Source organism: Paenibacillus septentrionalis, from assembly GCF_042659865.1.
Classification (GTDB): domain Bacteria; phylum Bacillota; class Bacilli; order Paenibacillales; family Paenibacillaceae; genus Pristimantibacillus; species Pristimantibacillus septentrionalis.
Genome location: NZ_JBHSTE010000001.1, coordinates 565,960 through 592,835, shown reverse-complemented (window position 1 = coordinate 592,835; position 26,876 = coordinate 565,960). Strand labels below are relative to the sequence as shown.

Below are 26,876 nucleotides of genomic sequence, written 5' to 3'. Positions count from 1 at the left end.
TTTGAAAAAGATGTATATGAAAAAACGTGGATGAAAACAAGTAGATCATAGCCCATTAGCCAGAGAAGGTGCTTCATTCCGAGCAGGAATGGTTGAGAGAGCACTACTAATGAAGAATGATGGAAAGCTATTTCTGAGTGTGAGTCAAGCTCATCGGTGGGACCCGTTATCGTCCATGAGGCGATTGCTTATGTTTGTCGAGCAATAACCAGGGTGGTACCGCGAACGATGATTCGTCCCTGTTTCTAACAGGGACTTTTTTATTATTTAAAACCACACATTCAATATTCAGGAGGAATTATGCAATGAAAGCTAGCGAAATACGTGCAAAATGGTTGGCATTTTTTGATAGTAAAGGACATGCAATCGAACCAAGTGCTTCACTTGTGCCGCACAATGATCCATCTCTGCTTTGGATCAATGCAGGCATGGCGCCGCTAAAGCCTTACTTCGACGGACGTGTGAAGCCTGAGAATCCGCGCATTACGAACTCGCAAAAATGTATTCGTACGAACGATATCGAAAATGTCGGCAAAACACGCCGCCACCATACGTTCTTCGAGATGCTGGGCAACTTTTCGATCGGTGACTATTTTAAAGAAGAGGCTATTACGTGGGCTTGGGAGTTTCTGACGGACAAAAAATGGATTGGCTTCGATCCAGATCGTTTGTCTGTTACGGTGTATCCAGAGGATGAGGAAGCTTTTAAGTTTTGGAATGAAAAAATCGGCTTGCCTGCTGAACGCATTTACAAGCTTGAGGAAAACTTCTGGGATATTGGAGAAGGCCCGTGCGGTCCATGTACTGAAATTTTCTATGACCGTGGAGAAAAATACGGTGATCTGAATGATCCTGAATGCTGGCCAGGCGGCGAAAATGAGCGTTTCCTTGAAGTATGGAACCTTGTATTTTCACAGTTCAACCATAATAAAGATGGCAGCTATACGCCGCTGCCTAATAAAAATATTGATACTGGTGCTGGCTTGGAGCGTTTTGCATCTATTTTGCAGGATGTTGACTCCAACTTTGACACGGATTTGTTTATGCCAATTATCGAGCGTACATGCGAAATTGCTGGCGTAACCTATAAAGCAAAAGAAGAACAGGATATCGCGCTTAAAGTGATTGCCGATCATATTCGTACTGTGGCATTTGCTGTTGGCGATGGCGTTATGCCTTCTAATGAAGGCCGCGGCTACATTATTCGCCGCTTGCTTCGCCGTGCTGTTCGTTATGGAAAAACACTAGGGATCGACAAGCCGTTTTTGTTTGGTTTGACAGAAGTAGTCGGTCAAATTATGGGCGAATACTATCCGACTGTTGTCGAAAAGCGTGAATTTATCGAGAAGGTGATTCGTACAGAGGAGGAGCGCTTTCATGAAACGCTGTCCGATGGCTTGGTGCTCCTGTCCAATCTGGTTGCAGAAGCGAAGGGGAACGGCATTACAGTAATTAACGGCGACGATGCTTTTAAGCTATATGATACATATGGCTTTCCGTTTGATTTGACTGAAGACTTTGCGGCGGAGCAAGGCATGACCGTTGATCGTGAAGGCTTTGATGCTGCGATGGAGGCACAGCGTGCAAGAGCTCGCGCTGCGCGTCAAGATACCGGTTCAATGAAGGTTCAAGGCGGACCGCTTGCTGATTTAACGGTAAGCAGTCAATTTGTTGGGTATACTGATCTTAAGACGGATGCAATCATCACCGCTATTGTGTTTGATGATCAGCTTGTCGATGAAGTTCCAGCTGGCAATAATGTACTGCTGCTGCTAGACCGTACGCCATTTTATGCTGAAAGCGGCGGACAGATTGGCGATCGCGGGATGATTAAGGGTGACGGCTTCGTTATCGAGGTTGAGAACGTCACGAAAGCGCCACATGGACAAAGTCTGCATCAGGCAACTGTAGTTGAAGGTATTGCAAAGGTGAATGCGAGCGTTGTAGCTGAAGTGGAAAAATCGAGCCGTGAGGATATCGTGAAAAATCATACAGCGACTCACCTGCTGCATAAAGCGTTGAAAGAAGTTCTTGGCGATCATGTTAACCAGGCAGGCTCATTAGTAGAAGAAGAACGTCTACGTTTCGACTTCTCCCACTTTGGCTCTATTACAGCTGAAGAGCTTGTTGATATTGAGCGCCGAGTTAACGAGCAGATTTGGCTGGGCACACCTGTAGTCATTGAGCAAATGCCAATCGATCAGGCAAAGGCAAAAGGCGCGATGGCATTGTTTGGCGAAAAGTACGGCGATATTGTTCGCGTTGTTCAAGTTGGCGGCTACTCTATTGAGCTATGCGGCGGCTGTCATGTTACCAACACATCAGAAATCGGAATCTTCAAGCTGCTGGGCGAGAGTGGAATAGGGTCTGGCGTACGTCGTATTGAGGCGGTAACCGGCAAGCAGGCGTATGTATATTATGAATCTCAGCTTGATCTATTAAAGCAGGCTGCTGCACAACTGAAGAGTAATGTTGGCGATGTTCCGAAGCGTATTGATGCACTTCATGGTCAAGTGAAGGAGCTTCAACGTGAAAATGAATCGCTGCAGAGCAAGCTTAGTCACATTGAAGCGGGTTCATTGCTTGATGGTATAGTAAAAATTGGAGAAATTTCTGTACTATGTGCAAAAGTAAATGCATCCAATATGGAAGCGCTGCGTACTATTGTAGATGAGCTGAAAACGAAGCTGCCTACTAGTGTGATCGTATTAGGCGCTGCTGCTGAAGATAAGGTTAATTTGGCAGCTGCAGTTTCTGCTGATCTAGTGAAGAAAGGATTCCATGCTGGGAAAATTGTGAAGGAAGCAGCTCAGCATTGTGGTGGTAATGGTGGTGGTCGTCCAGACATGGCACAAGCAGGCGGTAAGGATATCGAAAAACTTGAAGAAGCATTGAAACTTGCTCAAGAAGTAGTTGTGCAGCAAGCAAATGTGATATAGTAGAGATATGCCATATACCGTGGTTATGTTAGAGGGGGTGTTGCTGATGAGTTCAATGGATCAGACGATGAAGTTTAGTGTGAAGAGTGAAGGAGAGCATTCTTCAGAAGATGTTCTGCTTAAGGTATATGATGCCTTATTGGAGAAAGACTATAATCCGATTAACCAGATCGTCGGCTATCTGTTGTCAGGAGACCCCGCATATATCCCACGACACAATAACGCAAGAAGCATGATCGGCAAGAAGGAGCGAGATGAGCTTATCGAAGAGCTGGTGCGCTTCTATCTCTTGCACAAGAAACAAACTTAAGGGGCCGTACAATATGAGAGTCATGGGATTGGATTATGGTGATCGTCGGATTGGAGTTGCGGTTAGTGACGCACTTCGATGGACGGCACAAGGGCTAACCGTCGTTGAGAAAAGACGAGATGGCGGAGAACTAGACAGGATCGCTGAAATTGTCAAGGAACATGAGGTTTCTGAGGTCGTGGTTGGTTTGCCCAAAAACATGAACGGTACGATCGGTCCTCGCGGTGAGATTTGCCAAGCTTTTGCGGAACAAGTCCAGCAAAAGCTCGGTTTACCTGTCCACCTTTGGGATGAGAGATTAACCACTGTTGCAGCAGAGCGCACGTTGGCAGAAGCCGAAATTGGTCTGAAAAAACGAAAGCAAGTTGTTGACAAGATGGCGGCTACGCTTATCTTGCAAAATTATCTTGATTCTAAATGAAAAGGTGAGGGTTAATATGGCAAATAACGAGCAGAACTATGAAGAACCAGAAATTATCTACATTCCGGATGAGGATGGCAACGAGGAAGAGTTCGAAGTCATTATGAAGTTTGAAGTGGATGATTCCGATGCAAAATATATGATGGTCGTCCCTCTTATTTCAGAAAATGAAGATGAGGATGAAGTGTACGCATTCCGTTATACGGAAGATGGAGATGATCTTCAGCTGTATACAATTGACGACGAAGAGGAATGGGCGATCGTTGAGGAAACATTCAACACATTGCTAGGCGAGCTGGAGGATTAAGATGGCATTCGAATATCCGAAAGGTGCTCCTACGCGCTCATCAAGTCTTCATGAGCATTTTGGCAGTGAAGTCGAGTTGCTGAATGAAGATGGAGCAGCCGAGTCATTCACGATTAAGCAGGAGTTTACGTGGGGAGATATTACTTACGTTGCGCTGCAATCTGATGCGATGAAAGCAGAGGATGAGGTCGAATTCATGAGAGTGATCACTGAAGGTGACGACATCGAGCTGGAAAGCATTGTAGATGAAGATGAATGGGAAGCTGTGTCAGAAGCGTATGATGATTTATTGTTTGTCAATGAAGAGAGACCTTAATTGAAAAGCGTTCATCAAAAAGAGCGGATTGTACCGCTCTTTTTGATGATGTTATACAGAATAAGAGAGGTGCAGAGCTTTTGAATCATGTAGATGAGGAAGTGCTGGAATCAAAACCAGTAAAAACAAAAAAGCCGAAGCGCAAAAAGCCGCGAGTTTGGCTTGTTTCCTTCTGGGTTTGTTTCTCCTTGCTTTTTCTTATGGTGGTCGTTGCGGTAAGCGGCTTGTATTATGTCTGGAATCAGCTGAGTCCTACGAAAGCAGGCCCGCCTGTAGAGGTGACGGTAACAAAAGGGATGTCCGCCAACGGTGTTTCCAAGCTTCTTGAGGAACATGGAATTATAAAAAATAGCTTTATATTCGGATATTATCTAGTATTGAAAGACGAAGGAGCAAATTTTCAAGCGGGAAAATATCTTCTTACTCCGGGAATGGATAGAGCTGAAGTTATAGCTAAACTGAATGCAGGCGATGTCATTGCAGAAGAAACGATTACATTCACCATACCAGAAGGCTACAACATTGAGCAGATTGCGGACAAGCTCGCTGCAGAAGGTTTAGGGGATCGTGATACCTTCTTAAGTCTGGCGAATGAAGATCGCGCATGGGCTGGAGCAGAGACGGTACTGCTGCTTCCGAAGGAATTGAACAATGTAAAATACCGTCTGGAAGGGTATCTGTTCCCTGACACGTATGAGTTTGTAAAAGGGATTACGGAAGAAGAAATTGTGCTGCGATTGCTGAGAGAGCAGGATCGCAAGCTGGCGACCTTGCCAGAGGATTGGGTTGATCAGCTAGATGTTCTCAATATTTCAATGCACGAGCTGCTTATTATCGCATCATTAATTGAGCGTGAAGTAGTCGTTGATGCCGAGCGCCCTATTGTTGCCGGAGTCATTTATAATCGTTTGAAGCAGCCAATGAGACTGCAAATCGATGCTACGATTCAATATGCTCTGGGTGAGCAGAAGGATGTTCTATCATTCGTCGACACGGAGCTTGATAGCCCGTACAACACGTATTTGATAGATGGTCTGCCTCCTGGACCAATCGCAAATCCAAGTTTGGATTCTATTAAAGCTGCATTATATCCGGAAGAACATCGTTACTTCTATTATGTGACGAAGAAGGATGGTACGAACACACATCTATTTGCTGAAACGTATAGTCAGCACCAACGAAATATTGAAAATAGCAAGCGAACGGCTCAGTAATGGGCCGTTTCTTGAATGAGGTGAGGAAACAATGTCGTATACTCCTGAATTGCTGGCGACTGCTGCTAACATGGAGGAGCTGGAACAGCTGCTAGAGGCTGGTGCTAATGCGATTATCGTAGGCGAAGCAAAATTCGGAAGCAGGCTAGCAGGCCAATTTAACCTTGAAATGATTAAACAAGCAACCGAGCTTGCACATCGCAAGCAGGCAAAACTGTATGTATCGATGAACAATTTGATCGATAATGCAACGGTGGAAGAGCTGCCGCAATATATCCAATCGATTGATTCGTTCGGGGTAGATGCAATTGTTTACGGTGACCCTGCTGTTTTAATGACAGCAAAAGAAGTTGCGCCTGGCATGAAGCTGCATTGGAATGCAGAAATGACATCTACCAACTACGCAACAGCAGAGTATTGGGCGCGTCGCGGCGCTAGTCGATTTGTAATGGCGCGTGAGCTCAATATGGAGCAAATTATCGAAACGAAAGAGAACAGCAAGCTTGAAATTCAGGTTCAGGTGCATGGCATGACAGCGATCTATCATTCGAAGCGGTCGCTTGTTCAAAGCTATGCCGAGCATCATGGAAATGAGAAACGTTATGCCGAGCTGCAGCATGCTGCTGGCCTTTATCTGATGGAAAATGATCGTCCGGATGAGCGTTACCCGATCTTTGAGGATCATTACGGGACGCATATTATGAGCTCGGATGATATTTGCATGCTGGAAAATATGCATGAACTGCTAGAAGCGCAGGTTGATAGCTTTAAGATAGAAGGCATCTTGAAGCCCGTTTCATATAATGTAACCGTTGTGAAGGCTTATCGTGCTGTAATTGATGCGTATATGGCTGATCCTGAGGGTTATCAGTTTGATGAATCGCTGCTTGATTCGATTCGTGAGTTGCAGGATCCAGGTCGTGAGTTAAGTTTCGGTTTCTTCTTTAAAGAACAAGTATATTAATAGGTTTTGCTTTAGGAGGGTTAGGAATGAGTACGACAACGAAGAGAGTTCGCCGTTTTTCTGGGAAGCGTAATCGCTTGGAACGTCCAGAGCTGCTTGCACCTGCAGGCAATTTGGAAAAGCTGAAATTTGCTGTACACTATGGCGCTGATGCAGTATATATTGGCGGTCAGCAGTACGGTTTGCGCTCCAACGCCGATAATTTCAGCTTTGAAGAGATGAAAGAAGGCGTAGAATTCGCGAAGAAGTATGGTGCTCAAGTATTTGTCGCAACAAATATTTATGCGCATAATGAAGACTTGGCTGGTATTGAAGAATATTTGAAAAATCTCGAGGATGCTGGCATTGCAGCGATTATTGCAGCCGATCCGATTATTATAGAGACAGCGCAGCGTGTAGCTCCTAAGCTGGAGGTTCATCTTAGCACACAGCAATCGGCCTTAAACTGGAAGACCGTCCAATTTTGGAAGGAAGAGGGCTTGCCGCGTGTCGTTCTAGCACGTGAAACTAGCTTTGAAGAAATTCAAGAAATTAAGGAGCACGTAGATATTGAGATTGAAGCCTTCATTCATGGCGCAATGTGTTCTTCTTTCTCAGGTCGTTGTGTATTGTCGAACCATTTTACAGACCGTGATTCCAATCGTGGAGGCTGCTGTCAGTCTTGCCGCTGGAAATATGACCTGTTTCTTGAAGGGGCTCCTGTCAATGAAGAGGGGGAAGATCCATTCACAATGGGCTCCAAGGATCTATGCATGATTGAGCATATTCCTGACCTGATTGAGGTAGGAATAGATAGCTTTAAGATCGAAGGACGCATGAAGAGCATTCATTATGTCGCAACGGTTGTCAACGTGTATCGTCAGGCGATTGATGCTTATTTCGCAGATCCTGATCATTATGAACTGAAACAGGAGTGGCTGGACGAAATTCAGAAGGCAGCCAATCGTCCACTTAATACGGGATTTTTCTTGGATGTTCCTGGTGCTGAGGATCACATTTATACTGCGGAAGAGAAACCAGTACCTTATGATTTTGCTGCTGTCGTCCACGATTATGATGATGAAACGCAGTTCGCAACGATTGAACAACGCAGTCACTTTGTTGTAGGTCAGGAAATCGAATTTGTAGGTCCAAACGGCCGTTACTTTAAGCAAACGGTGACCGAACTTGAGGATATGGATGGCAACAAGCTCGATGTTGCTCGTCATCCACTGCAAAAGCTGCGTATTCGTACGCTGAAACCTGTTCAACCGATGGATATTATGCGCAAAAAAATTAGATAAGCAACATTGCTGTGCAGCCAGACCCATGTCGATAAATAGATATGGGTCTTTTTTACTTCTGCGCATTGACAATTCTCGCGGCTTAACAAATAATAGAGCTTAAGACATATGTTTGATTACATATGAAGGTCTTTTTAAAAAACTAAAAATGTAAGCGTTTAACTCATCTAAAAGGGCGGTGCTATTATGGGGACTAAATCGAAAGAGAAAGATTCAGCTAAAGCAGAGAGAAAGAAATCAGCATCACTTAACATGAATCCGCTTCGCTCAGTTGGGACGAAATTGTTTGTTTATATTTTTGGCGGGATACTGGCATGTGTGATCGCAATGGGTGTTATGGCTTTTAATGAATCGAAGCGCATCATCGAAACGAAGGTATCCGAATCAAGTCAGCAAACGATTAATCAGTTGGCGGTAAATCTGGACAACATAATGAAGAAATATGATGACATTACGCTTCAAGTTATGGTAGATTCAGATTTTCATAGTATGGTAGATACGATACTGAACAATCAGTCAGGTGAGTATGAGCGTTTTGAAGCACAGAAAGACATTTCAAGCAAGCTGCAAAGTATTATTTTCGGCAACGATCATATAACAGGCATTGCGCTTTTGCCAGTTCACACAGGACTCAATATTATTACGGCCGGAAGTGCTCAGCAATCTAAGGTAGAAGCTTTGCTTGAGGAGCCTTGGGTAGAAGAGGTAAAGGAAATGAACGGGCGTACATTATGGCTGGATAGTCGTCCTGCCGGATTGACTTCTGCGAATTCAACAGCAAGCTTCGGTGTTGCCCGGGTTCTTAAAAATACGACGAGCAGTGTTGCACAGTATATTTTGCTGCTTGATATATCAACTAGTGGAATTAAGGATGAATTGAACAAGGTATCGCTAGGCGAGGGCAGCCGTATCTCTATCGTTAATGCAGATCATAACTATATGATTCATAATGATAATAGTAAAGTTATGACAAAGGCTCCTTTTTCTTTGGATGGTTCAGATGCTAACAGTGTGAGTGCGAATATTGAAGAGGTTGGCGACGTTTTGCTAATACATAATAGGCTGGCGCATAATAACTGGTATTTGGTAGGCGATATTCCAGTACAAGAGCTGGTAAAGGATGCGGATGTTATTCGCAGCTTGACTATTAACCTTTCCATAATCGCAGCACTCATTGCAATCGGTATCGCAGCAATCGTAATTGTGACAATTGGACGTCCGTTAATCAAACTGCGTGATCTCATGCAAGAGGGCGCAAAAGGCGACTTGACTGTACGCTCAACAATTGCTAAGCGAAAGGATGAAATAGGGCAATTAAGCGAGAGCTTTGATCAGATGATGTCACAGATTAAACAATTGGCTGTACAAACAAAAAGCTCAGCCGATGCTGTATTGACAACCTCTACGACTTTAACAGAAGCATCAACTAAAACGGCTATTTCAGCAAAGGAAATTGCGGTTGCGACTGAAGAAATTGCGAAAGGTTCAACTAGCCTTGCAGTTGAAGCCGAACGCGGCAATGAAATTACGTTAATGATCAATGATCAGATGAAGCAGGTGCTTGCTGCCAATGAGCAAATGACACAATCCGTATATGAGGTCGAGCAGGCCAGCGGCAAAGGTACAGCGTATATGGCCGAATTAATTGAAAAGACGGGGGCAACGGAGTTTATGACCCGCGAAATGGTCAATAAGGTCGATGCCTTAAAGGAAAGTACGCGATCCATCGTTCAAATATTAGATGTTCTGAATGCGGTCACTAAACAAACGAATATTTTGTCACTTAATGCCACAATTGAAGCATCTAGAGCGGGGCAAGCTGGCAGAGGTTTTATGGTCGTTGCTAATGAAATTCGCGAGCTCGCTGATCAGTCTACTCAATCCATTGATGTTGTCGCTCAAATTACCGATCGAATACAGAGCGAAATTGTGGAGACGGTAGATGTACTATCCAAAGCATATCCAATGTTTCAGGAACAGATTCATTCTGTCAAGGAAGCTAATGTTATATTTGAAAATGTACAGCAGCAAATGGGAAGCTTGATTGCGAAACTAGAGGAAGTGACGAGCTCAGTAAATAAGCTGGAGGCTTCGCAGCTTGTGCTCAATGAAGCAATGACTAATGTAAGTGCCGTTGCCGAAGAGTCCTCTGCAACATCTGAAGAGGTTGCCAGCTTGAGTTCGGAGCAGCTAAGTGTAAGTGATAATTTAGTCGTACTGTCTACTGAATTAAGTCAAGTGTCGAACGCACTAAAAGAAACATTAGCTCAATTTAAAGTTTGATAGCAGGAAGTTGATAAGGGGCATTTGCGATGGCAAATGCCCTATTTTTATAGGCAAAAAGAATGAGGAGATTTGGAAGAAAACGAAAAATAATAATAAATTTGAGAATAGTCAATTAGAAAAATGTAGAATTTTGTCCAACATTGATGGTATGATAATAGAAGTTTATTCATGTACTTCATAAGTTGGACAATAATTTAAGGTGGTGCTAGACAGCATGAAGAAAGGCAAGCAAGATCATTCTTCTTCTACTCAGGAGAAAAAAGATGTTAAGGCAGGGATGAAAAACAGTTTTGAAGTTTTGCGCAATACAGCCAAGTCTCAACTTCGAATGATGAAGAGTACGAAAATTACCCAAAGCATTGGAACAAAATTACTTATCATTATGTTTGTCAGTATCCTGCTTTGTGTAACAGCAGTAGGTACTATTTCCTATCAAAAGGCAAAAAGCTTACTGGAAAGCAACGTATCTTTCGCCAATGCACAAACGATTAAGCAAGTTGGAAACAGTATCGATACTGTAGTAAAGAGTTACATAGATGTATCATTTCAAATTATGTTTGATTCTACCATTATTAATTCCATGAAAGTAATGCTTACAACGGATAAGGTGTTCGATCAATTGGAAGCGACTCGAAATATTAACGAGAGGCTTTCGAATTATATGGTTTCGAATACAACGATTAAAAACATTGTACTCATTCCAGTTACTGATAAATCTGAGCCCATCCTGAATGGAAGCTTGACGAATTCAACTCTTCCACGTAAAACGGGCGAAGAGTATCGTGCTACAGAATGGTATAAAGAAGCTGCAGATGCATCTGGTTCAGTGGTATGGATAGAACCACAAGCTAATGGAATTGTTGAACCTACTGCGTATCAGTCAGTTGCGCTTGCACGTCTTGTGAGAGATTTGTCCAATACGGATCTATCGTATTTGCTTGTGATGGAGTTTGATGCGAAAAACTTCTTCTCAGCAGCAAATAACTTGGATTTCGGTAGAGATAGTGAAGTTGTAGTGTATGACAATACGAACAATTTCGTGTTTAATCAAGATGAGACACTTTATGGAACTGAGCCGAATATTATTATAGAAGAATCAACTAAAGAAGTGACTGCAGACAATCGTACAGTTGTTGGTACGGATGGAGTAAGCTATCTTGCTGTATTCCAGACTCTTCAAAACAATGATGAGTGGCGAGTGCTCTTGGCAATACCTGAGGAAGTACTCGCAGAACAGGCTACACCAATCCGTGATATTACCGTTATTATTTGTTTTGTTGCTGCACTAATTGCAATCGCGGTAGGTATTTTCGTAGTACGCTATGTTGGTGCACCGTTATCGAAACTAAGCAGTCAAATGGAAAAAGGCGCAAGCGGTGATTTAACAGTACGTGCTTCTACTAAGAAGCGTAATGATGAAATTGGAGTTCTATCAAAAAGCTTCGATGAAATGATGGAGCAAATTTCAAACTTGGCAAAGCAGACTACATATTCTGCTGCAGAGGTATTAAAAACTGCCTCTGAGCTAAGCGATACATCGAACAAAACGGCAATAGCAGCTAAGGAAATCGCTGTTGCAACTGATGAGATAGCAGGCGGTGCTACCAGTCTTGCTGTTGAAGCTGAAAAGGGTACAGATTTAACGAATCGCATCAACGAGCAAATGGAGCAGGTTAACCAATATGCTGATCAAATGTCTAATTCAGCTCTAGAGGTTGAGCGAGCAAGTCAGCAAGGTACAAGCTATATGGCTGAATTGATTGATAAAACGGGTACGACAGAGCAGATGACCCGCGCTATGGTAGAAAAGGTTAATGCGTTGAAAGAAAGTACAACTTCTATCGTTAAAATTCTTGATGTGTTGAATGCAGTTACGAAGCAAACGAATATTCTTTCTTTGAATGCTACGATTGAAGCGGCACGTGCTGGAGCAGCAGGCAAAGGCTTTATGGTTGTTGCTGATGAGATTAGACAGCTTGCTGATCAATCGCGTCAATCGATTGAGGTTGTTGGACAGATCACAGCGAAAATCTCTGGTGAAATTGAAGAGACCGTTAATGTGCTCACTGAAGCTTATCCATTGTTCCAAGAGCAGATTGGTTCGGTTAAGGAAGCCAATCAACTATTCCTGACAGTACAGGCTCAAATGGAACAATTTAAGGAAAGTATGAATCTGGTGACAGATTCCTTTGTTGAATTGAATAAATCGCAAGAGGTACTAAGCGATTCTATGAACAATGTAAGTGCTGTTGCGCAGCAATCTTCCGCTACAAGCGAAGAGGTTGCATCGCTTAGCACGGAGCAGTTAGGCATCAGTGAGAATCTTGTACAGCTGTCGAATCAGCTGCAACAGGTATCTAATAGCTTGAAAGATACACTATCCAAATTCAAAATCTAAACATTCAAGCTTCCAGCAAAAGCAGGCTAATTATGATTAGCCTGCTTTTTTGTTATTGCTGTATAGGTATTCGGACATACTAATACTATACAGCAAGGGGGAAGGCAGATGATTAGGAGAGCTTATTTGATTGGTTTAACATTTACTATCGTTATCGTAATCTATCTTGCTCGCTTGTTTGTCATACAGGTAACACCTGTAACGATGCCAGGCACGAGCGAATATAGCAAATACAAGCAGCATAACTGGAAACGGACCGCTGTTTCGCAGCGAAGTAAAAGGCTCCAGTTGGACGATGGAAGGGCTGTTTTTTTTGACCAGCATCGAGTTCCACTGCATACTGAGCGTTATACAACGGCAGCATTTTTTCCAATCAAACATTGGCAGGAGATTTCGATAGGTGAAATTTCGGAGCTCGCATCAATATTGAAGCGAAATGCAGGGGAGCTTTCTACGTGGCTTCGTTCCTTGGAAACAGCTGATTTTTTATATGACGAAATGGAACTGCCCATTAAACTTACCGAAGAGCAATGTCTGAAGTTGAATCGTCTTTATTTTGAAGGTTTGGAGCTTGTACCATATACAGCGAGGAATGGTCATCACCGCGACTATTTGCATGTCATCGGTTTTCTTGGTGAGCATCCTGAATGGGTGGAAGAGCATTATAAAAAGGAAATTGAGCAACTAGCGAATTGGGATCGAAATAAAAAAATTGGTGCAAGCGGACTCGAGCGTTCACTTGACCGGGTCCTTCAAGGTGTTGGGCCAACGTATATTTCATACACGTTGGATGGTCAATCCAGGTACATGTCCGGGATTGGACCTAGAGTCGTACAGCCAGAGAATCCATATTACCCTATGCATGTAATTACTACGCTTGATGAACAGCTGCAGGCGTCGCTCGAACGAATAATCGATGAGCGCGGCATTGTCGAGGGTGCGGTTGTTATGCTTGATGCTCATAATGGAGATATTAAAGCGATGGTATCTCGCCCAGCGCTTGTTCCGGGGGAATGGAACGATATCGACGAAACGAGCTGGAAAAATCACGCCTTGACTGCTTATGAGCCTGGATCAGTATACAAGATCGTTACTGCAGCGGCTGCACTAGAATATGGCGTAGTAACCGAGGATGAAAGCTTTCACTGTGATGGAGAATACGGGAAGTATGGCTTATCCTGCTGGAAAAAGGGCGGACATGGCAAGCAAACATTGGCAGAAGCCTTTGCAAACTCCTGCAATATAGTTTTTGCCACGTTGGCTGAACGATTAACGCCTAAGCAGCTTCATGATACGGCTGCATCATTAGGAGTTATCTATCCTGTAGGCTGGCATCATGATCAGGCGACTGCTCCATTTTCAGGGCCAATACGCTTGCTTGAGGAGGAAGAGGGCGGCACTTCCGTGCTTGATCAAACTCGACATGATGGAGGAATCATGGCTCAGTCAGGTATCGGTCAACGAGATGTACGCCTTACGCCATTGCAGGCAGCCAATATGCTAGTTACGATTATTAACGGTGGGGTGCAATATGAAACAAGGGTGGTGTCGAGTATCGAATATGCAGATGGTCTTACTGCTGTGGAAATGCCGATTCATACAGGACATGAGCATCGATATCGCATTCACCCTTCAACTGCGCGTCGTCTAATGACTTATATGGAAGGTGTAACAGCTCGCGGTACGGCAAGTCACCTTGCCAAAGGAGCATGGCCGCTTGCCGGAAAATCAGGAACAGCGCAATTGAGCGGCAGCCTGGCAGGTCTGAATAACCAATGGTTTGTAGGGTATGCCCCAGCGAACAAACCTAGATACACAGCTGCTGTGTTGGTACGGAAAGCGAAGCAAGGTACGTCCAACCAAGCAGCGCTGTTATTTCGAGAGGTGATGGAAGAAGCTGCACGACACGATAAGCTTGAGCAGCAGCAGGGCAAAAAAAAGTAAAACATTGGAATGTGAAGGCAAAAGAGAGCACAGACGCCGCGACGTCTGTGCTCTCTTTTATTCATCTTTGTTTTTTTCAATCGTGTCATATTCACCAATTGGCTTGCGAATCCATCGCTGTATATAGCCTTGATCATATAATGCTTTTACTAGTATAAGCAGAATCGGTGACATAATCATCCCAGCAACACCAAACAGCGATAACGATACGATCATAAATGCCAGCATCGTAAAGGCTGATACGCCAAGCGAGTCCCCAGTGATCTTCGGCTCGAGCAATTGACGGGCAATAATGACGACTAGCCATATAACGGTAACCCAGCTACCTAATGTATAGTCGCCGACAATAAACAGATACGTAATCCACGGAATGAAGATCGTACTTACGCCGAGCAGTGGCAATATATCAAAAATAGCGGCTACAATAGAAATAATTAGAGCGTTATCTACGCCTAGTATGAGCAAGGAAAGCAGGATTACAAGGAAGGTGACGCTAATTAGCTTGCTTTGCGCTTTTATGTAAACCCATATCCCTTTTAATACATTATCACGTAGGAAGAAAAACGCTTGTTTAAAGGTATTAGGCGTTTTTTCATTAGCTATACGCTTCCAATCCACAATTTCAATGCTTAGGAAGTAAGCTAATATTAACCCGATTGCAGCATTAAACAAAAAGGATGTCAGTGATGTAATAGAGTTTACGAGAAACGTCAGGCCATTCATAAGCCAGGACTGAATCTGATCCGTTGCATTTTGCAAAATAGTCGCAATTTCATCGGCAATGTTGATCTCAAAAGGAAGTCTCCCTAGCAGCTCTTCAACATATAGCGTGCCGTTGGTAATATTCGCAGTTAATATTTTTTGATACTTAGGCAAATTAGAAATCAGCTCTGTTCCTTGCATAGCCGCAATAAAAATAATTGCGCCAATTGAACCTAAAATGATAAGAGTGAACAAAATGGCTGAAATTGCTGCTGCAATGCTTTTTTTCATTCCGAGCTTATGCAGCCGTTTGGCTAAGGGCTCAATACATACAAAGATAACGAAGGAAAAAAAGATCGGTTTAGCAATATTATAAATGAGACTGAATAGCCACATCGCTAAAATAACGGTAATGACAATTAAGCCAATATCGAAGATTGTCCTCCAATATTTTTTATAAAAATGTAGCAAGCGCGCACCCTTCCTTTCACCGAAACCAGAAATAGTTTACAGCTTTAAATTCTAATGAGAAAAATGAGAGATTATGATACAATGATAGCTAGTGCATTTTGCTTCATTCGTGAATTTTCAAGCTTATATAGACTATATCATTATTTGGGTGAGGAAGACAATCATGGAAAATCTCATTACATGGGGCTTTTATTTTATGACCTTCTACGCTTTTATTCCAGGATTGCTAAGCAGAGTGTTCGGATATCGTGTATTTAAAAAAGGGGATGTCACGCGGGAATTAGCGCTCACGTTTGATGATGGTCCTGACCCTATATACACAGAACAATTATTAGATCTCTTGAAGAAATACGATGCGAAGGCTACATTTTTTGTTGTTGGCGTTCATGCCAAGCAATATCCTGAGTTGCTCCGGCGAATGAAGCAAGAAGGGCATACGATTGGTGTTCATAATTACGAGCATAAAACGAATTGGCTTATGCGACCAAAGACGGTCAAGAAGCATATTCAATTAACGAACGATATTATAGAGGAAGTAACAGGCGAGCGTTCGATATACTATAGACCACCATGGGGCATTATGAATTTGTTTGATTATCGTAATGTATCGAAGCTGCATATTGTGCTTTGGTCTTCTCTTTTTGGTGATTGGTCTGCAAAGCTGACCGCTGAGAAGCTTACAAAGCGTATGCTGAAAAAGGTGGCGCCGGGCGAAGTGCTGCTGCTGCATGACTGCGGTAGAACATTAGGTGCGGACGTCGATGCGCCTCGAAACATGCTGATTGCACTTGAAGCTTATCTTAAGGCGGCAACCGATAAAGGCCTTAAAATGGTTACTATTCCTGAATTGATCGCGCTAAGTGAAGGAAAGCAACAGCAACAGCAACAGCAACAGCAACGTTCCATAGGCAAACGTGTACTGATCAAGCTATGGCTTGGCTGGGAAACGATATTTCACAAAATGATGAAGCTTAAGCCAGTCCATATTCATGTTGAGGACGATCCTATGCTGCATTATCGTTTAATCAAGTATAAGGGAAATGAGCTCGAGCTCCATAAGGACGAGAAGCTGAATGAGGGAGATTTGATTGCAGAGTTGCATTTTGACAATAAAAGACTCTCAGAAATCGCATTTACTTCCAAAAATCCGCTTGTTGTCGCAGTGAAAACGATTCGTGAGGTAGAAAAGGCGCTGCCTAAGCTAGCTGTTATGCTCGCAGCAGAAAAACAAGCCAAAGATATTAAGGCGATACACGGTATTACGATGATTAATCGAGGCGCTGATAAGCTTGGCTTCTCCATTCATGAGCTGCCAGACGGATTTTTTAAGAGAAGCACTGAAATTTACTTGCATATTCTCATGAAGGTGCTGACGCCTCCGCAGAAAAAAGAGCTAATCAGCAAACATAAGGCTGCACAGAAGCAAACGGCAGAAGAGCCGAGAATCTTGTTAATGTCCACTAATTATTTATACAAGCATTTCCAACAGCACTTATAATCAATTTTTTATAGAGGAGCAAGCAGGGAAGGGAATAAACCTTCAACTGCTTGCTCTTTATTTGTGTAGATAAAACAACAGCGTTGATATGCTGTACATTTCTGCACATGCATATCAACGCTGCTGACGAACACTTTATAGACGTGAACTACATTTTCATAACGGCGCCTGTGTTTGCACTTGTTACAAGATGTGCATAGCGAGCCAAGTAGCCGCGTTTAATTTTTAATTCAAATCCTGGCCATGCAGCTTTGCGAGCTTCAAGCTCCTCATCGCTAACAAGCAGGTTCATCGTACGGTTATTCATATCGATTTCAACGATATCACCGTCTTGAATGAATGCAATTGGACCGCCATCTGCAGCTTCAGGAGATATGTGACCGATTGAGATCCCGCGAGAAGCGCCAGAGAAACGACCGTCCGTAAGAAGAGCAACTTTAGCACCAAGCCCCATACCAGCAATTTGAGATGTAGGAGCAAGCATTTCTGGCATACCCGGGCCACCGCGAGGGCCTTCATATCGAATAACAACTACGTCGCCTTCTTTGATTTTGCCGTTTGCTAGACCAGCAAGACATTCATCCTGTGAGTCGAAGCATACAGCAGGTCCTTTATGATAGCCGCCAACAGATTTATCAACGGCACCAGTTTTAATAACAGCGCCGTTTGGAGCGATGTTTCCGAATAGAATCGCTAGTCCACCACGCTCAGTGTGCGGATTATCGATGGTACGGATTACGTCTGTATCTTGAATTTCACAGCCTTCAACGTTTTCACGAAGCGTTTTGCCCGTTACCGTAATACATTCGCTGTGAAGTGCGCCTTCTTTTTTCAGGAGCTCATTGATAACGGCACTTACACCACCTGCATTATGAACATCCTCAATATGATAATCAGAAGCAGGAGCGATTTTCGCTAGATGCGGTACACGTTCTGCTACTTCATTAATATTTTCGATAGAATAGTCAATGCCTGCTTCATGTGCAATAGCAAGCGTATGAAGTACTGTGTTCGTAGATCCACCCATTGCCATATCAAGAGCGAAAGCATTATCGATTGCTTCCTTCGTAATAATATCGCGAGGTTTAAGGTTTAATTTGATCAATTCCATCAATTGTTTAGCGGAGCGTTTAACAAATTCCTTACGCTCTGGAGATACAGCAAGAATGGTGCCGTTGCCAGGCAATGCAAGTCCCATTCCTTCGGCAAGACAGTTCATGGAGTTAGCTGTAAACATACCGGAGCATGAACCACATGTAGGGCATCCGAATTGCTCAAGCTCAAGCAATTGATCGTCGTTGATTTTACCTGACTGGTGAGCGCCTACGCCTTCAAATACGCTCGATAGGGAGATCGCGCGACCATCAGATGTGCGACCAGCCTTCATTGGACCACCGCTGACGAATACGGTAGGGATGTTGACTCGAAGCGCGCCAAGCATCATGCCTGGAGTGATTTTGTCACAGTTTGGAATACAAACCATGCCGTCAAACCAGTGAGCATTAACAACTGTTTCTACTGAATCGGCAATAATTTCACGGCTTGCTAGAGAATAACGCATGCCGATATGCCCCATTGCGATACCGTCATCAACGCCGATTGTATTGAATTCAAATGGAACGCCGCCAGCTTCGCGAATAGCTTCCTTAACGATTTTGCCAAACTCCTGCAAATGTACATGTCCAGGAACAATATCGATATAGGAATTGCATACCGCTATAAACGGTTTATCGAAATCTTCTTCCTGTACACCTGCTGCTCGCAGCAAACTGCGGTGAGGTGCACGGTCAAACCCTTTTTTGATCATATCAGAACGCATTCTTTGTCTAGCCATTAGAAGTTCCTCCTTGTACCATACACTACAACTTTCATAGTTTACATTCTCAAAGCTTATAAGAGTAATATTATCATACTGAATTCGTTATGGCTACAAAGTTATGATGGATAATACAAGGAAATAAAGCATGTTGTCGAACTTTTTGCTATACTAGTAGGAGATAGTTTTTCATAGAGCGTACGAACGTTTCATTATAAAGATCAGCAGCATTCACTTGTTTTATGATCAAAAAGGAGAAATTGGGATATGAAGCATAACCACGAGCAAGATATCGAGCTGATGTATCAGCTCGATGAGGCATTTCGTGAATTAAGGGTCACCATAAACACATATTGGAGCAGATCAAGCGTTCATGGAATTGGGATTACGCATGGACGACTGCTTACGATAATTGCCAACGAAGGTGCACTGAAGGCCTCGCACTTGGCAGATCGGCTTCATATTACGTGTGGTGCGGTCACCGGCTTGGCGGACAAGCTTATTGAGCAAGGGCTTATTGAACGAAAGAAGGACGAGTCTGACCGTAGAGTTGTACTGCTAAGCTTGACAGACCAGGGACGAAAGCGTGCTGAAGAAATTAAAGAAATTAGAAAAAATTTGATGCTGTACATGTTTGCGAATATGAGCAGAGATGAAATGGAATTAGGTTTGGAGCTCTTCACGAAGCTTCAACATAATTTATTTACTTTTCTTGATCCAGAAAAGGAATGAAAATCGTAGATTTGTATCAAATTATGGGTATTGCATCTGTAAGTGTCAAAATTTCAATGTTAACACATTGTAAACGTTTGTAATTGTGGCTAGTTTGTGAAGATTATTAAATTCTGCTTAATAAAGCTTCGTTAATTGTGTAAGATTAAAAAGGATTTTGTCGAATTTCAAAACAAGGAGAGAAAAACTGTGAAAAAGAGATTTGCTTTATTGTTATCTCTGGTTCTTGTGATGGGCTTACTAGCAGCATGTGGCGGCAACAACACAAACCAAGGATCTAATGCTACAAAAGAAGGCAGCAACAATGCTGCAGGTACTGAGGGCGAAAATAAAGATATAAAAATCGCACTTGTTCTGCCTGAAGAAATTGGCGTAAACCCATTTTACGAGCTTATGGATGAAGGCTTGAAGCAAGCTGGTGAAGAATTCGGCGTTACAGTTAAAACGATCCAATCATCTGATGTTAGTGCATTTGAACAAAATTTCCGTACAACTGTAGCTGATGGCTATGACCTAATCATTACTGCCACTTTTAATGCGGAAGATGTACTTAGAAAAATTGCAGCAGAAAACCCTGAATTGCCTCTAGCAATTATTGACCAGGTTATTCCTGATGTTCCTAATGTACGCAGTGTTGCATTTATTGAAAATGAAGCATCATTCCTATTAGGCGCAGCTGCAGGTTTGATTACAGAATCAAATGTTGTCGGCAATGTCGTAGCAATTGAAGGCGCATTGATGGACAAGTTCACAATTGGCTTCAAAAAGGGTCTTGCGCATACTAACCCTGATGCAAAGGTTCTTGTAAGCTATGTAGGAAGCTTTACTGATACTGCAAAAGCAAAAGAGCTAGCTAAAGTACAGCATTCACAAGGCGCTGATTTTATTGCAGGTATGTCTGCAGTAGGTGACTTTGGTGTGTTTGAAGCGGCAAAAGAGGATGGCTTCTATACGTCTGGACAAGACGTAGACCGTACAGTTCTTGACCCTGAGCATGTTATTCTTTCTCAGATCAAAAACGTAGATACTGTTACGTACAACACAGTTAAAGACTTTGTAAATGGTGAATTTGAATTCGGTGAATTTTATTACGGTTTGGCTGATGATGGTGTTGGTCTTACATTCGTAACTAGAGAATCCGAATCTCCTCTTAGCGATGCAATCGGTGAAGAAAACCTTGCTAAGCTTAAAGAAATTGCAGAAGGCATTAAAAACGGAACAATCGACGCTTCTATTACTGGAGAGTAAGACTGATTTAGTTTAGTTAACTTGCCGGCTGCAGCTTATGCAGCCGGTTTAATTGTTTGAAAGGAGCGTTTGTATGCTGCTTGAGATGGACAGTATTACAAAGAAATACGGTACGGTTACTGCAAATCAAGACGTAAACTTTAACTTACGCAAAGGTGAGGTTCATGCGCTAATAGGAGAAAATGGCGCAGGCAAAACAACGCTTATGCGTATTTTGTATGGTATGGAAAGTTCGACAAGCGGTCAAATCAAGGTGGATGGAAAGCCCGTATCATTCCAAGATCCGACAGACGCGATTAAACATAAGATCGGCATGGTGCATCAGCATTTTATGCTATTCCCAGCATTTTCGATTGCAGAAAATATCGTGATCGGCGGCGAGCCGAAAAAAGGCGTTATCTTTGATCGCAAGCAAGCGATTGAAAAAACAAATGAGCTGTCTCAGCAGTACGGCATGCCGGTTGATCCTAAAAAGAAAGTGGCAGATTGCTCGCTAGGCATGCAGCAGCGAGTAGAAATATTAAAGGTGCTGTACCAAGGTGCAGAAATCATCATACTCGATGAACCGACTGGCGTATTAACACCGCTTGAGGTAAAAGAGCTGCTGGCTTCGATTAAAGCACTAGCTGCACAAGGGAAAAGCTTTATTATTATTAGTCATAAGCTTAGTGAAATTATGGAGGTCTCGGATCGCATCACAGTACTAAGAGATGGGGTTGTCACGGGAACCGTCAATGCTGCTGAAACAAATGAAGAGCAGTTGTCCCGCATGATGGTAGGGCGTGAGCTGGTTAAGCTTGAACGAGGCAACAAGCAGATCGGAAAGCAGGTTCTAGAGGTGAGCCAGGTTTCGATCAAAGGAAATAAAACAAAGCCTTTATTGGATGATATTCAATTTAATGTCAATGAAGGAGAGATTGTTGGCGTAGCCGGTATATCAGGAAATGGGCAATCGGAGCTGCTGCAGGCAGTTGCAGGCTTAATGACCGTTGATACAGGCACGATAACAATATTGGGGAAGAATGTAACTGGTGCTTCAGTTAAAGAAATACGTAATAGTGGATTGGCACATATACCTGAGGATCGTTATTTGTGGGGCGTGTCGAAAGAAGCAACCGTTTCAGATAATGGGATCATGGGGCACTTGTCAGCTACGAGCAAGGGCGGCGTTCTTAATGGCAAAGCAATTCGTACACTCGTTTCGGGCTGGGTTAATCAATTCGGTATTAAAACAGGCTCGTTGCATACAAAAGCTCAATACTTGTCAGGCGGTAACTTGCAGAAACTGATCGTAGCGCGTGAAATTGCGCAGCAAACGCCATTTCTAATTGCTGCTGAGCCGACGCGTGGAGTCGATGTCGGGGCAATGGAAATTATTCATGGAGAGCTGTTAAAGCGCCGAGACGAAGGGGCTGCAATCCTGTTAGTGTCCAGCGAGCTAACCGAAATTATGAAGCTGTCTGATCGCATACTCGTTATGTATGAAGGCAAAATTGTCGGTGAGCTGGAGGCGGCTACTGCTACAGAAGAACAGATCAGTTTACTTATGGCTGGAGGGAAAGCGGTTGGATAAGGTAAAGGAGTCATTACAATCACTCATACAGCCGCTGCTTGCCGTTGTAGTAGGCCTGCTTGTAGGGGCCATTGCGATTTTAATTGTTGGCGGCGATATTTTCGATACGTATCGTGAAATGTGGAAGGGCGCATTTGGCAACCTTTACTTCTTCACAAACACGCTTGCTCGAGCTACTCCAATTATACTGGTAGGCTTAGGTGTTGCGCTGGCGTTTCGAGCTGGATTTTTCAATATGGGTTCAGAAGGACAGATGGTTCTGGGAGCATTAAGCGCTGCATTAACGGCTCTATATATTCCAGGTCCGGGCTGGGTCAAAATGATTGCCGCTATCGTTGCTGGAATGGTTGCAGCTGGACTATGGTCGGCATTTGCCGGTTGGCTTGATTCGCGCTTTGGCATGAATCTGCTTATTACAACACTGCTGTTAAATTATATTGCTACATTGTTTGCGGGCTATATGGTTGCTTATCCATTCAAGGATCGGACAGGCTCCTCTGCATTGTCGCAAACACAAATGATTGACATGACCGCGATATTTCCAAAGCTGATTAAAGGAATGACGCTTCATGCAGGCTTTATAATAGCGATCTTAGCAACAATTGCACTTTACCTGTTCATACGATATACGACGAAAGGCTATGAAATCCGCATGATGGGCGGAAACCCACTGTTTGCAAGCTATGGAGGCGTCAATCGCGGAAAATTAATGGTCATTAGTATGTTTGTCAGTGGTGCTTTTGCCGGCTTGGCTGGCGCATCTGAGGTGCTGGGCACACAGTATCGCTTCCTTGACGGTTCTCTTACAGCTGCAAACTATGCATGGTCAGGCATCATGGCGACCTTGCTTGCTAATTCCAATCCGATCGGAACGGCGTTTGCTTCTATTCTTCTTGCTGCACTGCAAACAGGTGGAATGGGGATGGAGAGAAATACGGATGTTCCGCTTGAAATTTCGAGTATCATCCAAGCTGTTCTAATCTTGTTCATTTCAGCGAAATTTACCATATCATTTATTAAACGTAAGAAAGCGGGGGCAAAAGATGGATCAGCTGTTTGATGTGTCATTGTTCGCTGCAGCTTTACGTATGGTTGCTCCGATTTTGCTTGCAGCGCTAGGTGGAGCAATATGTGCTCGTGTAGGGCTTTTTAATGTAGGTTTGGAGGGCTTGATTCTAGTTGGAGCATTCTCGGCGATATTAGGCAACTACCTCACTGGAAGTATTACGGTTTCAATCTTATTTTCAATTGGCATCTCGATACTTTTCTCACTGTTGTTTGGTTATATGAGCATCAACTTAAAGGCAAATGTCATCGTGGTCGGGATCGCTCTTAATTTCCTCGCTGCAGGCGTCACAACCTTTGCGCTTCGCGCGATCTTTAATGTAAAAGGTGCATACTATGATCGAAACATGATTGGCTTGCCAAAGCTTGAGCTTCCGCTTATTAAGGACATTCCGTGGCTTGGCAGCATATTATCTGGTCAATCTATACTGGTGTATGCAGCAATTATTATCGTGTTCTTGCTGCAGTTTTACTTGTACAGAACGGTTTCGGGCTTTCGCTTGCTTGCTGCGGGTGAAAATCCGGTTGCTGCAAGAAGCCTTGGCTTGCATGTCAAAAAAATTCAGTATGTTGCCGTTATTCTTTGCGGTACGCTATGCGGCTTGGCAGGGGCTCAGCTGTCGCTAGGAAACGTAACGATGTTTACGGAAGGTATGACGAATGGCCGTGGATTTATTGCGCTTGTTGCAACGATGCTTGGACAATCAAATCCAATCGGCGTAGCAGGAGCAAGCTTGCTGTTTGGTTTTATGGAGGCAATAAGCTACCGTCTTCAAAACTTCTCGATTCCATCCAATATTACATCAATGCTTCCGTTTATCGTTACGATCATTGCCATGATATTCTTTAGAAACTCCGGTTACAAGGATGAAGCGAAGAAATCAAGCGGCAGTTCTCGCTAACATTGACTCTTTTGCACGTTAACTTGAACAGCATACAAGCACAAATTGAGGAGGATGTATGATGCATAAGAAGGCTGAGCGATTGAAAAAAACAAAAGCTCCATTGGCAGTAAATGTTCCACCCGAGCTGGCGCATCGTGTGCCGCCAGGTCAAACAGTTACTGATCGTTTTCCAATTCTGCACGAGGGAGAAGTACCCGAGTATGATATGGCAACGTGGAGTATTAAAATTTTCGGAGAAGTGGAAAAGGAACTTACCTTTAGCTTTGACGAATTGATGAGCTTGCCTCAAACAGATATGACGTGTGATATCCATTGTGTAACACGCTGGTCTAAACTCGATACACATTGGACAGGCATCAAATTTACTGATTTATTCCCTAAACTTGGTGTAAAGGCTGACGCGAAGTACGTCATGGTACATGGCGATAATGACTATACAGCAAATGTACCGCTGGAGGATCTTCTGCGCGATAATATATTGCTCGCGCATACATATGAGGGAGAGCCGCTGACACCAAAGCACGGTGGACCTATGCGCTTAATCGTCCCTCATTTGTATTTCTGGAAAAGCTGCAAGTGGATCACTGGATTTGAATTTATGAAAGAGGATGCGCCAGGCTTCTGGGAGCAGAATGGCTTCCATAACTATGCTGAGCCTTTTGCCGAGCAGCGCTTCTCTGGAGAAGGCTTTGATTTGCCAGAGGACGAATGGCATGGGAAGGAGTACGATTAAATGTATTTATCCATTCTAGAAGTAAACGCGGAGCAGCTGCCAAAGCTGGCAATCGTATGCGGCGATCCAAGACGTGCAAAAAAAATTGCCGATAAGCTGGAGAATGTGAAGGAGCTGGCGTACGCGCGCGAATATCGTACGTTTGTTGGATCATATAAAGGAGTAGAGCTAGCAGTAGTTAGTCATGGAGTTGGTTGTCCTGGTGCTGCGGTATGCTTTGAGGAGCTGATTAAGGGTGGCGTACATACGCTGATTCGTGTCGGCACTGCTGGCTCTTACTCGGCGGAGCACCCAGCTGGCAGTTTGATTGTCAGCACAGGCGCAATCCGCACGGATGGCCTAACCAAACAGCTTGTGCCTGATGGTTTCCCCGCAATTGGGGATAGTGAAGTGGTTCAAGCCCTTTACCAAGCAGCGCAGGCTCAAGGTGGTATTGTAAAGAAGGGCTTAACGGTCACGCTTGATGTGTTCTTTAACGGAGTAGTGGAATTTCCACATCAGCAATATAAAGCAGCAGGTGCGCTAGCCGTTGAGATGGAAATAGCGGCGCTGTATGTTATAGCTGCGCTTCGTGGTGTGCGTGCAGGCGCTATCGTTGCGTTGGACGGCTATGCTGATGCTGATCTGGCAGCAGATTACGATCCGCACACAACGGCAGTAAGCGATGCCGTTGAACGTGAAATTCAAGCAGCATTAGAGGCTATTGCAGCATTAGCATTATAAAGCAGGTGAGGTAGGATGGGCAATTTATTTCATGCGCATCAGCTAGAGCATGCCAGACAGCCGTTGTTCAGCGCTTATTATTATAAACAGTGGAACAATTATGAGATGAGCTTTCACCAGCACGCTTCTGTTGAAATTATGTATGTCATTAATGGGGTCTGCCATATTGAACTGCTGGCAGCCGATGCATCTGAACCGACTCTGCTTCAAATGAAAAAGGGCGAGTTCATTTTGCTGGATGGCAAGGTACCGCATCGTTTGCTGGTAACGGAAGAAGGCGGCTGCAGAATGCTGAATGTAGAGTTTACTTTTCAAGAAGGCAGCAAGCAAGTGCTGCCAACGATAAGCGAGCTCGCCGAGCAAAGCGAGGAGCTTGCCTACCTTTTGCGTCATATTGGTGCATATGTTGTCCTGCGCGATGTTGATGAAGTGTATGCGACGCTGAAAAGTCTGGTGCTGGAGCTCGATCAGCAGCTTGATCAGGGAAGTCTGAAGCAGGAGCTGCTGTTCACGCAGCTTATGCTGCTCATTGCAGGACTGTATCGAGCATCAGCTGACTCGGCCCCACGTGTCTCTGCAGCTCAGCATTATGTGAGACAGGTGCAAAGCTATATTCAGCAGCATTACGACGGTACACTTACTGTTCAGCAGCTTGCCCAATCTGTCAACGTCCATCCTAATTACTTGCAGCGTGTTTTTCGAGCGGAGACAGGCACGACAATCATTCACTATCTCAACCAGTTTCGACTGGACAAGGCAATGATGCTTCTGCGAGAAACAGATATTGCAATAACAGATATATGCGAATTTGTCGGCATTAACAGCCGCCAATACTTTCATGAGCTATTCAAAAAGCATACTGGACTAACACCTGTACAGTACCGCGAGCAAAGCAACCGCCAATACTACGGCGGACGCAAATGGTAAGCTAGTTGCTACAACGCACAACATCGTCATCAAAGTCCCAATTTTTAACCTACCTCTAAAAAGGTTAGAATAGTTGACAGGTATGTATAGATAATAGTCAC

At 43.7% G+C, this 26,876-nt stretch carries 22 protein-coding genes; 20 read left to right on the top strand and 2 right to left on the bottom strand.

The window, feature by feature from the left end; all coding sequences use genetic code 11:
• Window positions 1-305: 305 nt before the first annotated feature.
• The 11 genes from alaS to ACFP56_RS02690 all read left to right on the top strand — a co-directional run bounded on the left by alaS (window position 306) and on the right by ACFP56_RS02690 (window position 14,382).
• A complete protein-coding gene (gene alaS, locus ACFP56_RS02740; RefSeq protein ID WP_379230862.1) occupies window positions 306-2,939 on the top strand; it encodes an alanine--tRNA ligase in 2,634 nt (877 codons plus the stop codon).
• 46 nt (window positions 2,940-2,985) lie between these two features.
• Window positions 2,986-3,249: an IreB family regulatory phosphoprotein gene (locus tag ACFP56_RS02735; RefSeq protein WP_379230860.1), complete on the top strand. Its 264-nt coding sequence runs from the start codon at window positions 2,986-2,988 to the stop codon at window positions 3,247-3,249.
• A gap of 13 nt (window positions 3,250-3,262) precedes the next feature.
• Window positions 3,263-3,670: a Holliday junction resolvase RuvX gene (ruvX, locus tag ACFP56_RS02730; RefSeq protein ID WP_379230858.1), complete on the top strand. Its 408-nt coding sequence runs from the start codon at window positions 3,263-3,265 to the stop codon at window positions 3,668-3,670.
• A 16-nt stretch (window positions 3,671-3,686) separates the two neighbouring features.
• Entirely contained in the window at window positions 3,687-3,977 is a 291-nt protein-coding gene (locus tag ACFP56_RS02725; protein WP_379230856.1) for a DUF1292 domain-containing protein, read from the top strand.
• A gap of 1 nt (window position 3,978) precedes the next feature.
• Window positions 3,979-4,293, top strand: coding sequence for a DUF1292 domain-containing protein (locus tag ACFP56_RS02720; RefSeq protein ID WP_379230853.1), 315 nt, complete (start codon window positions 3,979-3,981; stop codon window positions 4,291-4,293).
• A gap of 80 nt (window positions 4,294-4,373) precedes the next feature.
• Window positions 4,374-5,507 (top strand): endolytic transglycosylase MltG, encoded by a 1,134-nt coding sequence (gene mltG, locus ACFP56_RS02715; protein ID WP_379230851.1) that lies wholly within the window; start codon window positions 4,374-4,376, stop codon window positions 5,505-5,507.
• Window positions 5,508-5,538: 31 nt separating this feature from the next.
• A complete protein-coding gene (locus ACFP56_RS02710; RefSeq protein WP_379230849.1) occupies window positions 5,539-6,471 on the top strand; it encodes a peptidase U32 family protein in 933 nt (310 codons plus the stop codon).
• 26 nt (window positions 6,472-6,497) lie between these two features.
• Window positions 6,498-7,754, top strand: coding sequence for a peptidase U32 family protein (locus ACFP56_RS02705; protein WP_379230847.1), 1,257 nt, complete (start codon window positions 6,498-6,500; stop codon window positions 7,752-7,754).
• A 186-nt stretch (window positions 7,755-7,940) separates the two neighbouring features.
• Entirely contained in the window at window positions 7,941-10,037 is a 2,097-nt protein-coding gene (locus ACFP56_RS02700) for a methyl-accepting chemotaxis protein (protein ID WP_379230845.1), read from the top strand.
• Between the two features lie 217 nt (window positions 10,038-10,254).
• Window positions 10,255-12,438 carry a methyl-accepting chemotaxis protein gene (locus ACFP56_RS02695; RefSeq protein WP_379230843.1) on the top strand — a complete coding sequence of 728 codons (2,184 nt, stop codon included), beginning with the start codon at window positions 10,255-10,257 and terminating at the stop codon, window positions 12,436-12,438.
• Between the two features lie 108 nt (window positions 12,439-12,546).
• Entirely contained in the window at window positions 12,547-14,382 is a 1,836-nt protein-coding gene (locus tag ACFP56_RS02690) for a peptidoglycan D,D-transpeptidase FtsI family protein (RefSeq protein ID WP_379230840.1), read from the top strand.
• 57 nt (window positions 14,383-14,439) lie between these two features.
• Here the strand turns inward: ACFP56_RS02690 and ytvI are convergent, their stop codons facing one another.
• Complete coding sequence (ytvI, locus tag ACFP56_RS02685) at window positions 14,440-15,555, bottom strand: sporulation integral membrane protein YtvI (RefSeq protein WP_379230837.1); 1,116 nt, start codon at window positions 15,553-15,555, stop codon at window positions 14,440-14,442.
• A gap of 163 nt (window positions 15,556-15,718) precedes the next feature.
• On the opposite strand from ytvI, the gene ACFP56_RS02680 reads away from it, so the two are divergent.
• Window positions 15,719-17,053, top strand: a complete 1,335-nt coding sequence (locus tag ACFP56_RS02680) for a polysaccharide deacetylase family protein (protein ID WP_379230834.1) — start codon at window positions 15,719-15,721, stop codon at window positions 17,051-17,053.
• Between the two features lie 148 nt (window positions 17,054-17,201).
• On the opposite strand, the gene ilvD is transcribed toward ACFP56_RS02680, so the two are convergent.
• Window positions 17,202-18,872, bottom strand: coding sequence for a dihydroxy-acid dehydratase (ilvD, locus tag ACFP56_RS02675; RefSeq protein ID WP_379231759.1), 1,671 nt, complete (start codon window positions 18,870-18,872; stop codon window positions 17,202-17,204).
• A gap of 264 nt (window positions 18,873-19,136) precedes the next feature.
• Here ilvD and ACFP56_RS02670 point away from each other — a divergent pair, with 264 nt between their 5' ends.
• The 8 genes from ACFP56_RS02670 to ACFP56_RS02635 all read left to right on the top strand — a co-directional run bounded on the left by ACFP56_RS02670 (window position 19,137) and on the right by ACFP56_RS02635 (window position 26,775).
• Window positions 19,137-19,601: a MarR family winged helix-turn-helix transcriptional regulator gene (locus ACFP56_RS02670; RefSeq protein ID WP_379230832.1), complete on the top strand. Its 465-nt coding sequence runs from the start codon at window positions 19,137-19,139 to the stop codon at window positions 19,599-19,601.
• A 189-nt stretch (window positions 19,602-19,790) separates the two neighbouring features.
• The gene (locus ACFP56_RS02665) at window positions 19,791-20,849 is read left to right on the top strand and encodes a BMP family lipoprotein (RefSeq protein WP_379230830.1); all 1,059 of its coding nucleotides are present in this window, start codon (window positions 19,791-19,793) and stop codon (window positions 20,847-20,849) included.
• 73 nt (window positions 20,850-20,922) lie between these two features.
• Window positions 20,923-22,422, top strand: a complete 1,500-nt coding sequence (locus tag ACFP56_RS02660) for an ABC transporter ATP-binding protein (RefSeq protein ID WP_379230828.1) — start codon at window positions 20,923-20,925, stop codon at window positions 22,420-22,422.
• Window positions 22,415-23,482 (top strand): ABC transporter permease, encoded by a 1,068-nt coding sequence (locus ACFP56_RS02655; RefSeq protein ID WP_379230826.1) that lies wholly within the window; start codon window positions 22,415-22,417, stop codon window positions 23,480-23,482. The genes ACFP56_RS02660 and ACFP56_RS02655 overlap by 8 nt, the downstream gene beginning before the upstream one ends.
• Window positions 23,466-24,389, top strand: a complete 924-nt coding sequence (locus ACFP56_RS02650; RefSeq protein WP_379230824.1) for an ABC transporter permease — start codon at window positions 23,466-23,468, stop codon at window positions 24,387-24,389. The genes ACFP56_RS02655 and ACFP56_RS02650 overlap by 17 nt, the downstream gene beginning before the upstream one ends.
• 61 nt (window positions 24,390-24,450) lie before the next feature.
• The gene (locus ACFP56_RS02645) at window positions 24,451-25,125 is read left to right on the top strand and encodes a sulfite oxidase-like oxidoreductase (protein WP_379230822.1); all 675 of its coding nucleotides are present in this window, start codon (window positions 24,451-24,453) and stop codon (window positions 25,123-25,125) included.
• Complete coding sequence (locus ACFP56_RS02640) at window positions 25,126-25,848, top strand: nucleoside phosphorylase (protein ID WP_379230820.1); 723 nt, start codon at window positions 25,126-25,128, stop codon at window positions 25,846-25,848.
• Between the two features lie 15 nt (window positions 25,849-25,863).
• Window positions 25,864-26,775: a helix-turn-helix transcriptional regulator gene (locus tag ACFP56_RS02635; protein ID WP_379230819.1), complete on the top strand. Its 912-nt coding sequence runs from the start codon at window positions 25,864-25,866 to the stop codon at window positions 26,773-26,775.
• The last annotated feature ends 101 nt before the right edge of the window (window positions 26,776-26,876 follow it).

Excerpts from the sequence above, each read along its gene's own strand:
- ACFP56_RS02640 (WP_379230820.1), top strand. The coding sequence starts at position 25,126 with ATGTATTTATCCATTCTAGAAGTAAACGCGGAGCAGCTGCCAAAGCTG.
- ruvX (WP_379230858.1), top strand. The coding sequence starts at position 3,263 with ATGAGAGTCATGGGATTGGATTATGGTGATCGTCGGATTGGAGTTGCG.
- ACFP56_RS02700 (WP_379230845.1), top strand. The coding sequence starts at position 7,941 with ATGGGGACTAAATCGAAAGAGAAAGATTCAGCTAAAGCAGAGAGAAAG.
- ACFP56_RS02670 (WP_379230832.1), top strand. The coding sequence starts at position 19,137 with ATGAAGCATAACCACGAGCAAGATATCGAGCTGATGTATCAGCTCGAT.
- ACFP56_RS02645 (WP_379230822.1), top strand. The coding sequence starts at position 24,451 with ATGCATAAGAAGGCTGAGCGATTGAAAAAAACAAAAGCTCCATTGGCA.
- ACFP56_RS02635 (WP_379230819.1), top strand. The coding sequence starts at position 25,864 with ATGGGCAATTTATTTCATGCGCATCAGCTAGAGCATGCCAGACAGCCG.
- ACFP56_RS02735 (WP_379230860.1), top strand. The coding sequence starts at position 2,986 with ATGAGTTCAATGGATCAGACGATGAAGTTTAGTGTGAAGAGTGAAGGA.
- ACFP56_RS02695 (WP_379230843.1), top strand. The coding sequence starts at position 10,255 with ATGAAGAAAGGCAAGCAAGATCATTCTTCTTCTACTCAGGAGAAAAAA.
- ACFP56_RS02725 (WP_379230856.1), top strand. The coding sequence starts at position 3,687 with ATGGCAAATAACGAGCAGAACTATGAAGAACCAGAAATTATCTACATT.
- alaS (WP_379230862.1), top strand. The coding sequence starts at position 306 with ATGAAAGCTAGCGAAATACGTGCAAAATGGTTGGCATTTTTTGATAGT.
- ACFP56_RS02710 (WP_379230849.1), top strand. The coding sequence starts at position 5,539 with ATGTCGTATACTCCTGAATTGCTGGCGACTGCTGCTAACATGGAGGAG.
- ACFP56_RS02650 (WP_379230824.1), top strand. The coding sequence starts at position 23,466 with ATGGATCAGCTGTTTGATGTGTCATTGTTCGCTGCAGCTTTACGTATG.
- ACFP56_RS02690 (WP_379230840.1), top strand. The coding sequence starts at position 12,547 with ATGATTAGGAGAGCTTATTTGATTGGTTTAACATTTACTATCGTTATC.
- ACFP56_RS02720 (WP_379230853.1), top strand. The coding sequence starts at position 3,979 with ATGGCATTCGAATATCCGAAAGGTGCTCCTACGCGCTCATCAAGTCTT.
- ACFP56_RS02705 (WP_379230847.1), top strand. The coding sequence starts at position 6,498 with ATGAGTACGACAACGAAGAGAGTTCGCCGTTTTTCTGGGAAGCGTAAT.
- ACFP56_RS02680 (WP_379230834.1), top strand. The coding sequence starts at position 15,719 with ATGGAAAATCTCATTACATGGGGCTTTTATTTTATGACCTTCTACGCT.
- ilvD (WP_379231759.1), bottom strand. The coding sequence starts at position 18,872 with ATGCGTTCTGATATGATCAAAAAAGGGTTTGACCGTGCACCTCACCGC.
- ACFP56_RS02660 (WP_379230828.1), top strand. The coding sequence starts at position 20,923 with ATGCTGCTTGAGATGGACAGTATTACAAAGAAATACGGTACGGTTACT.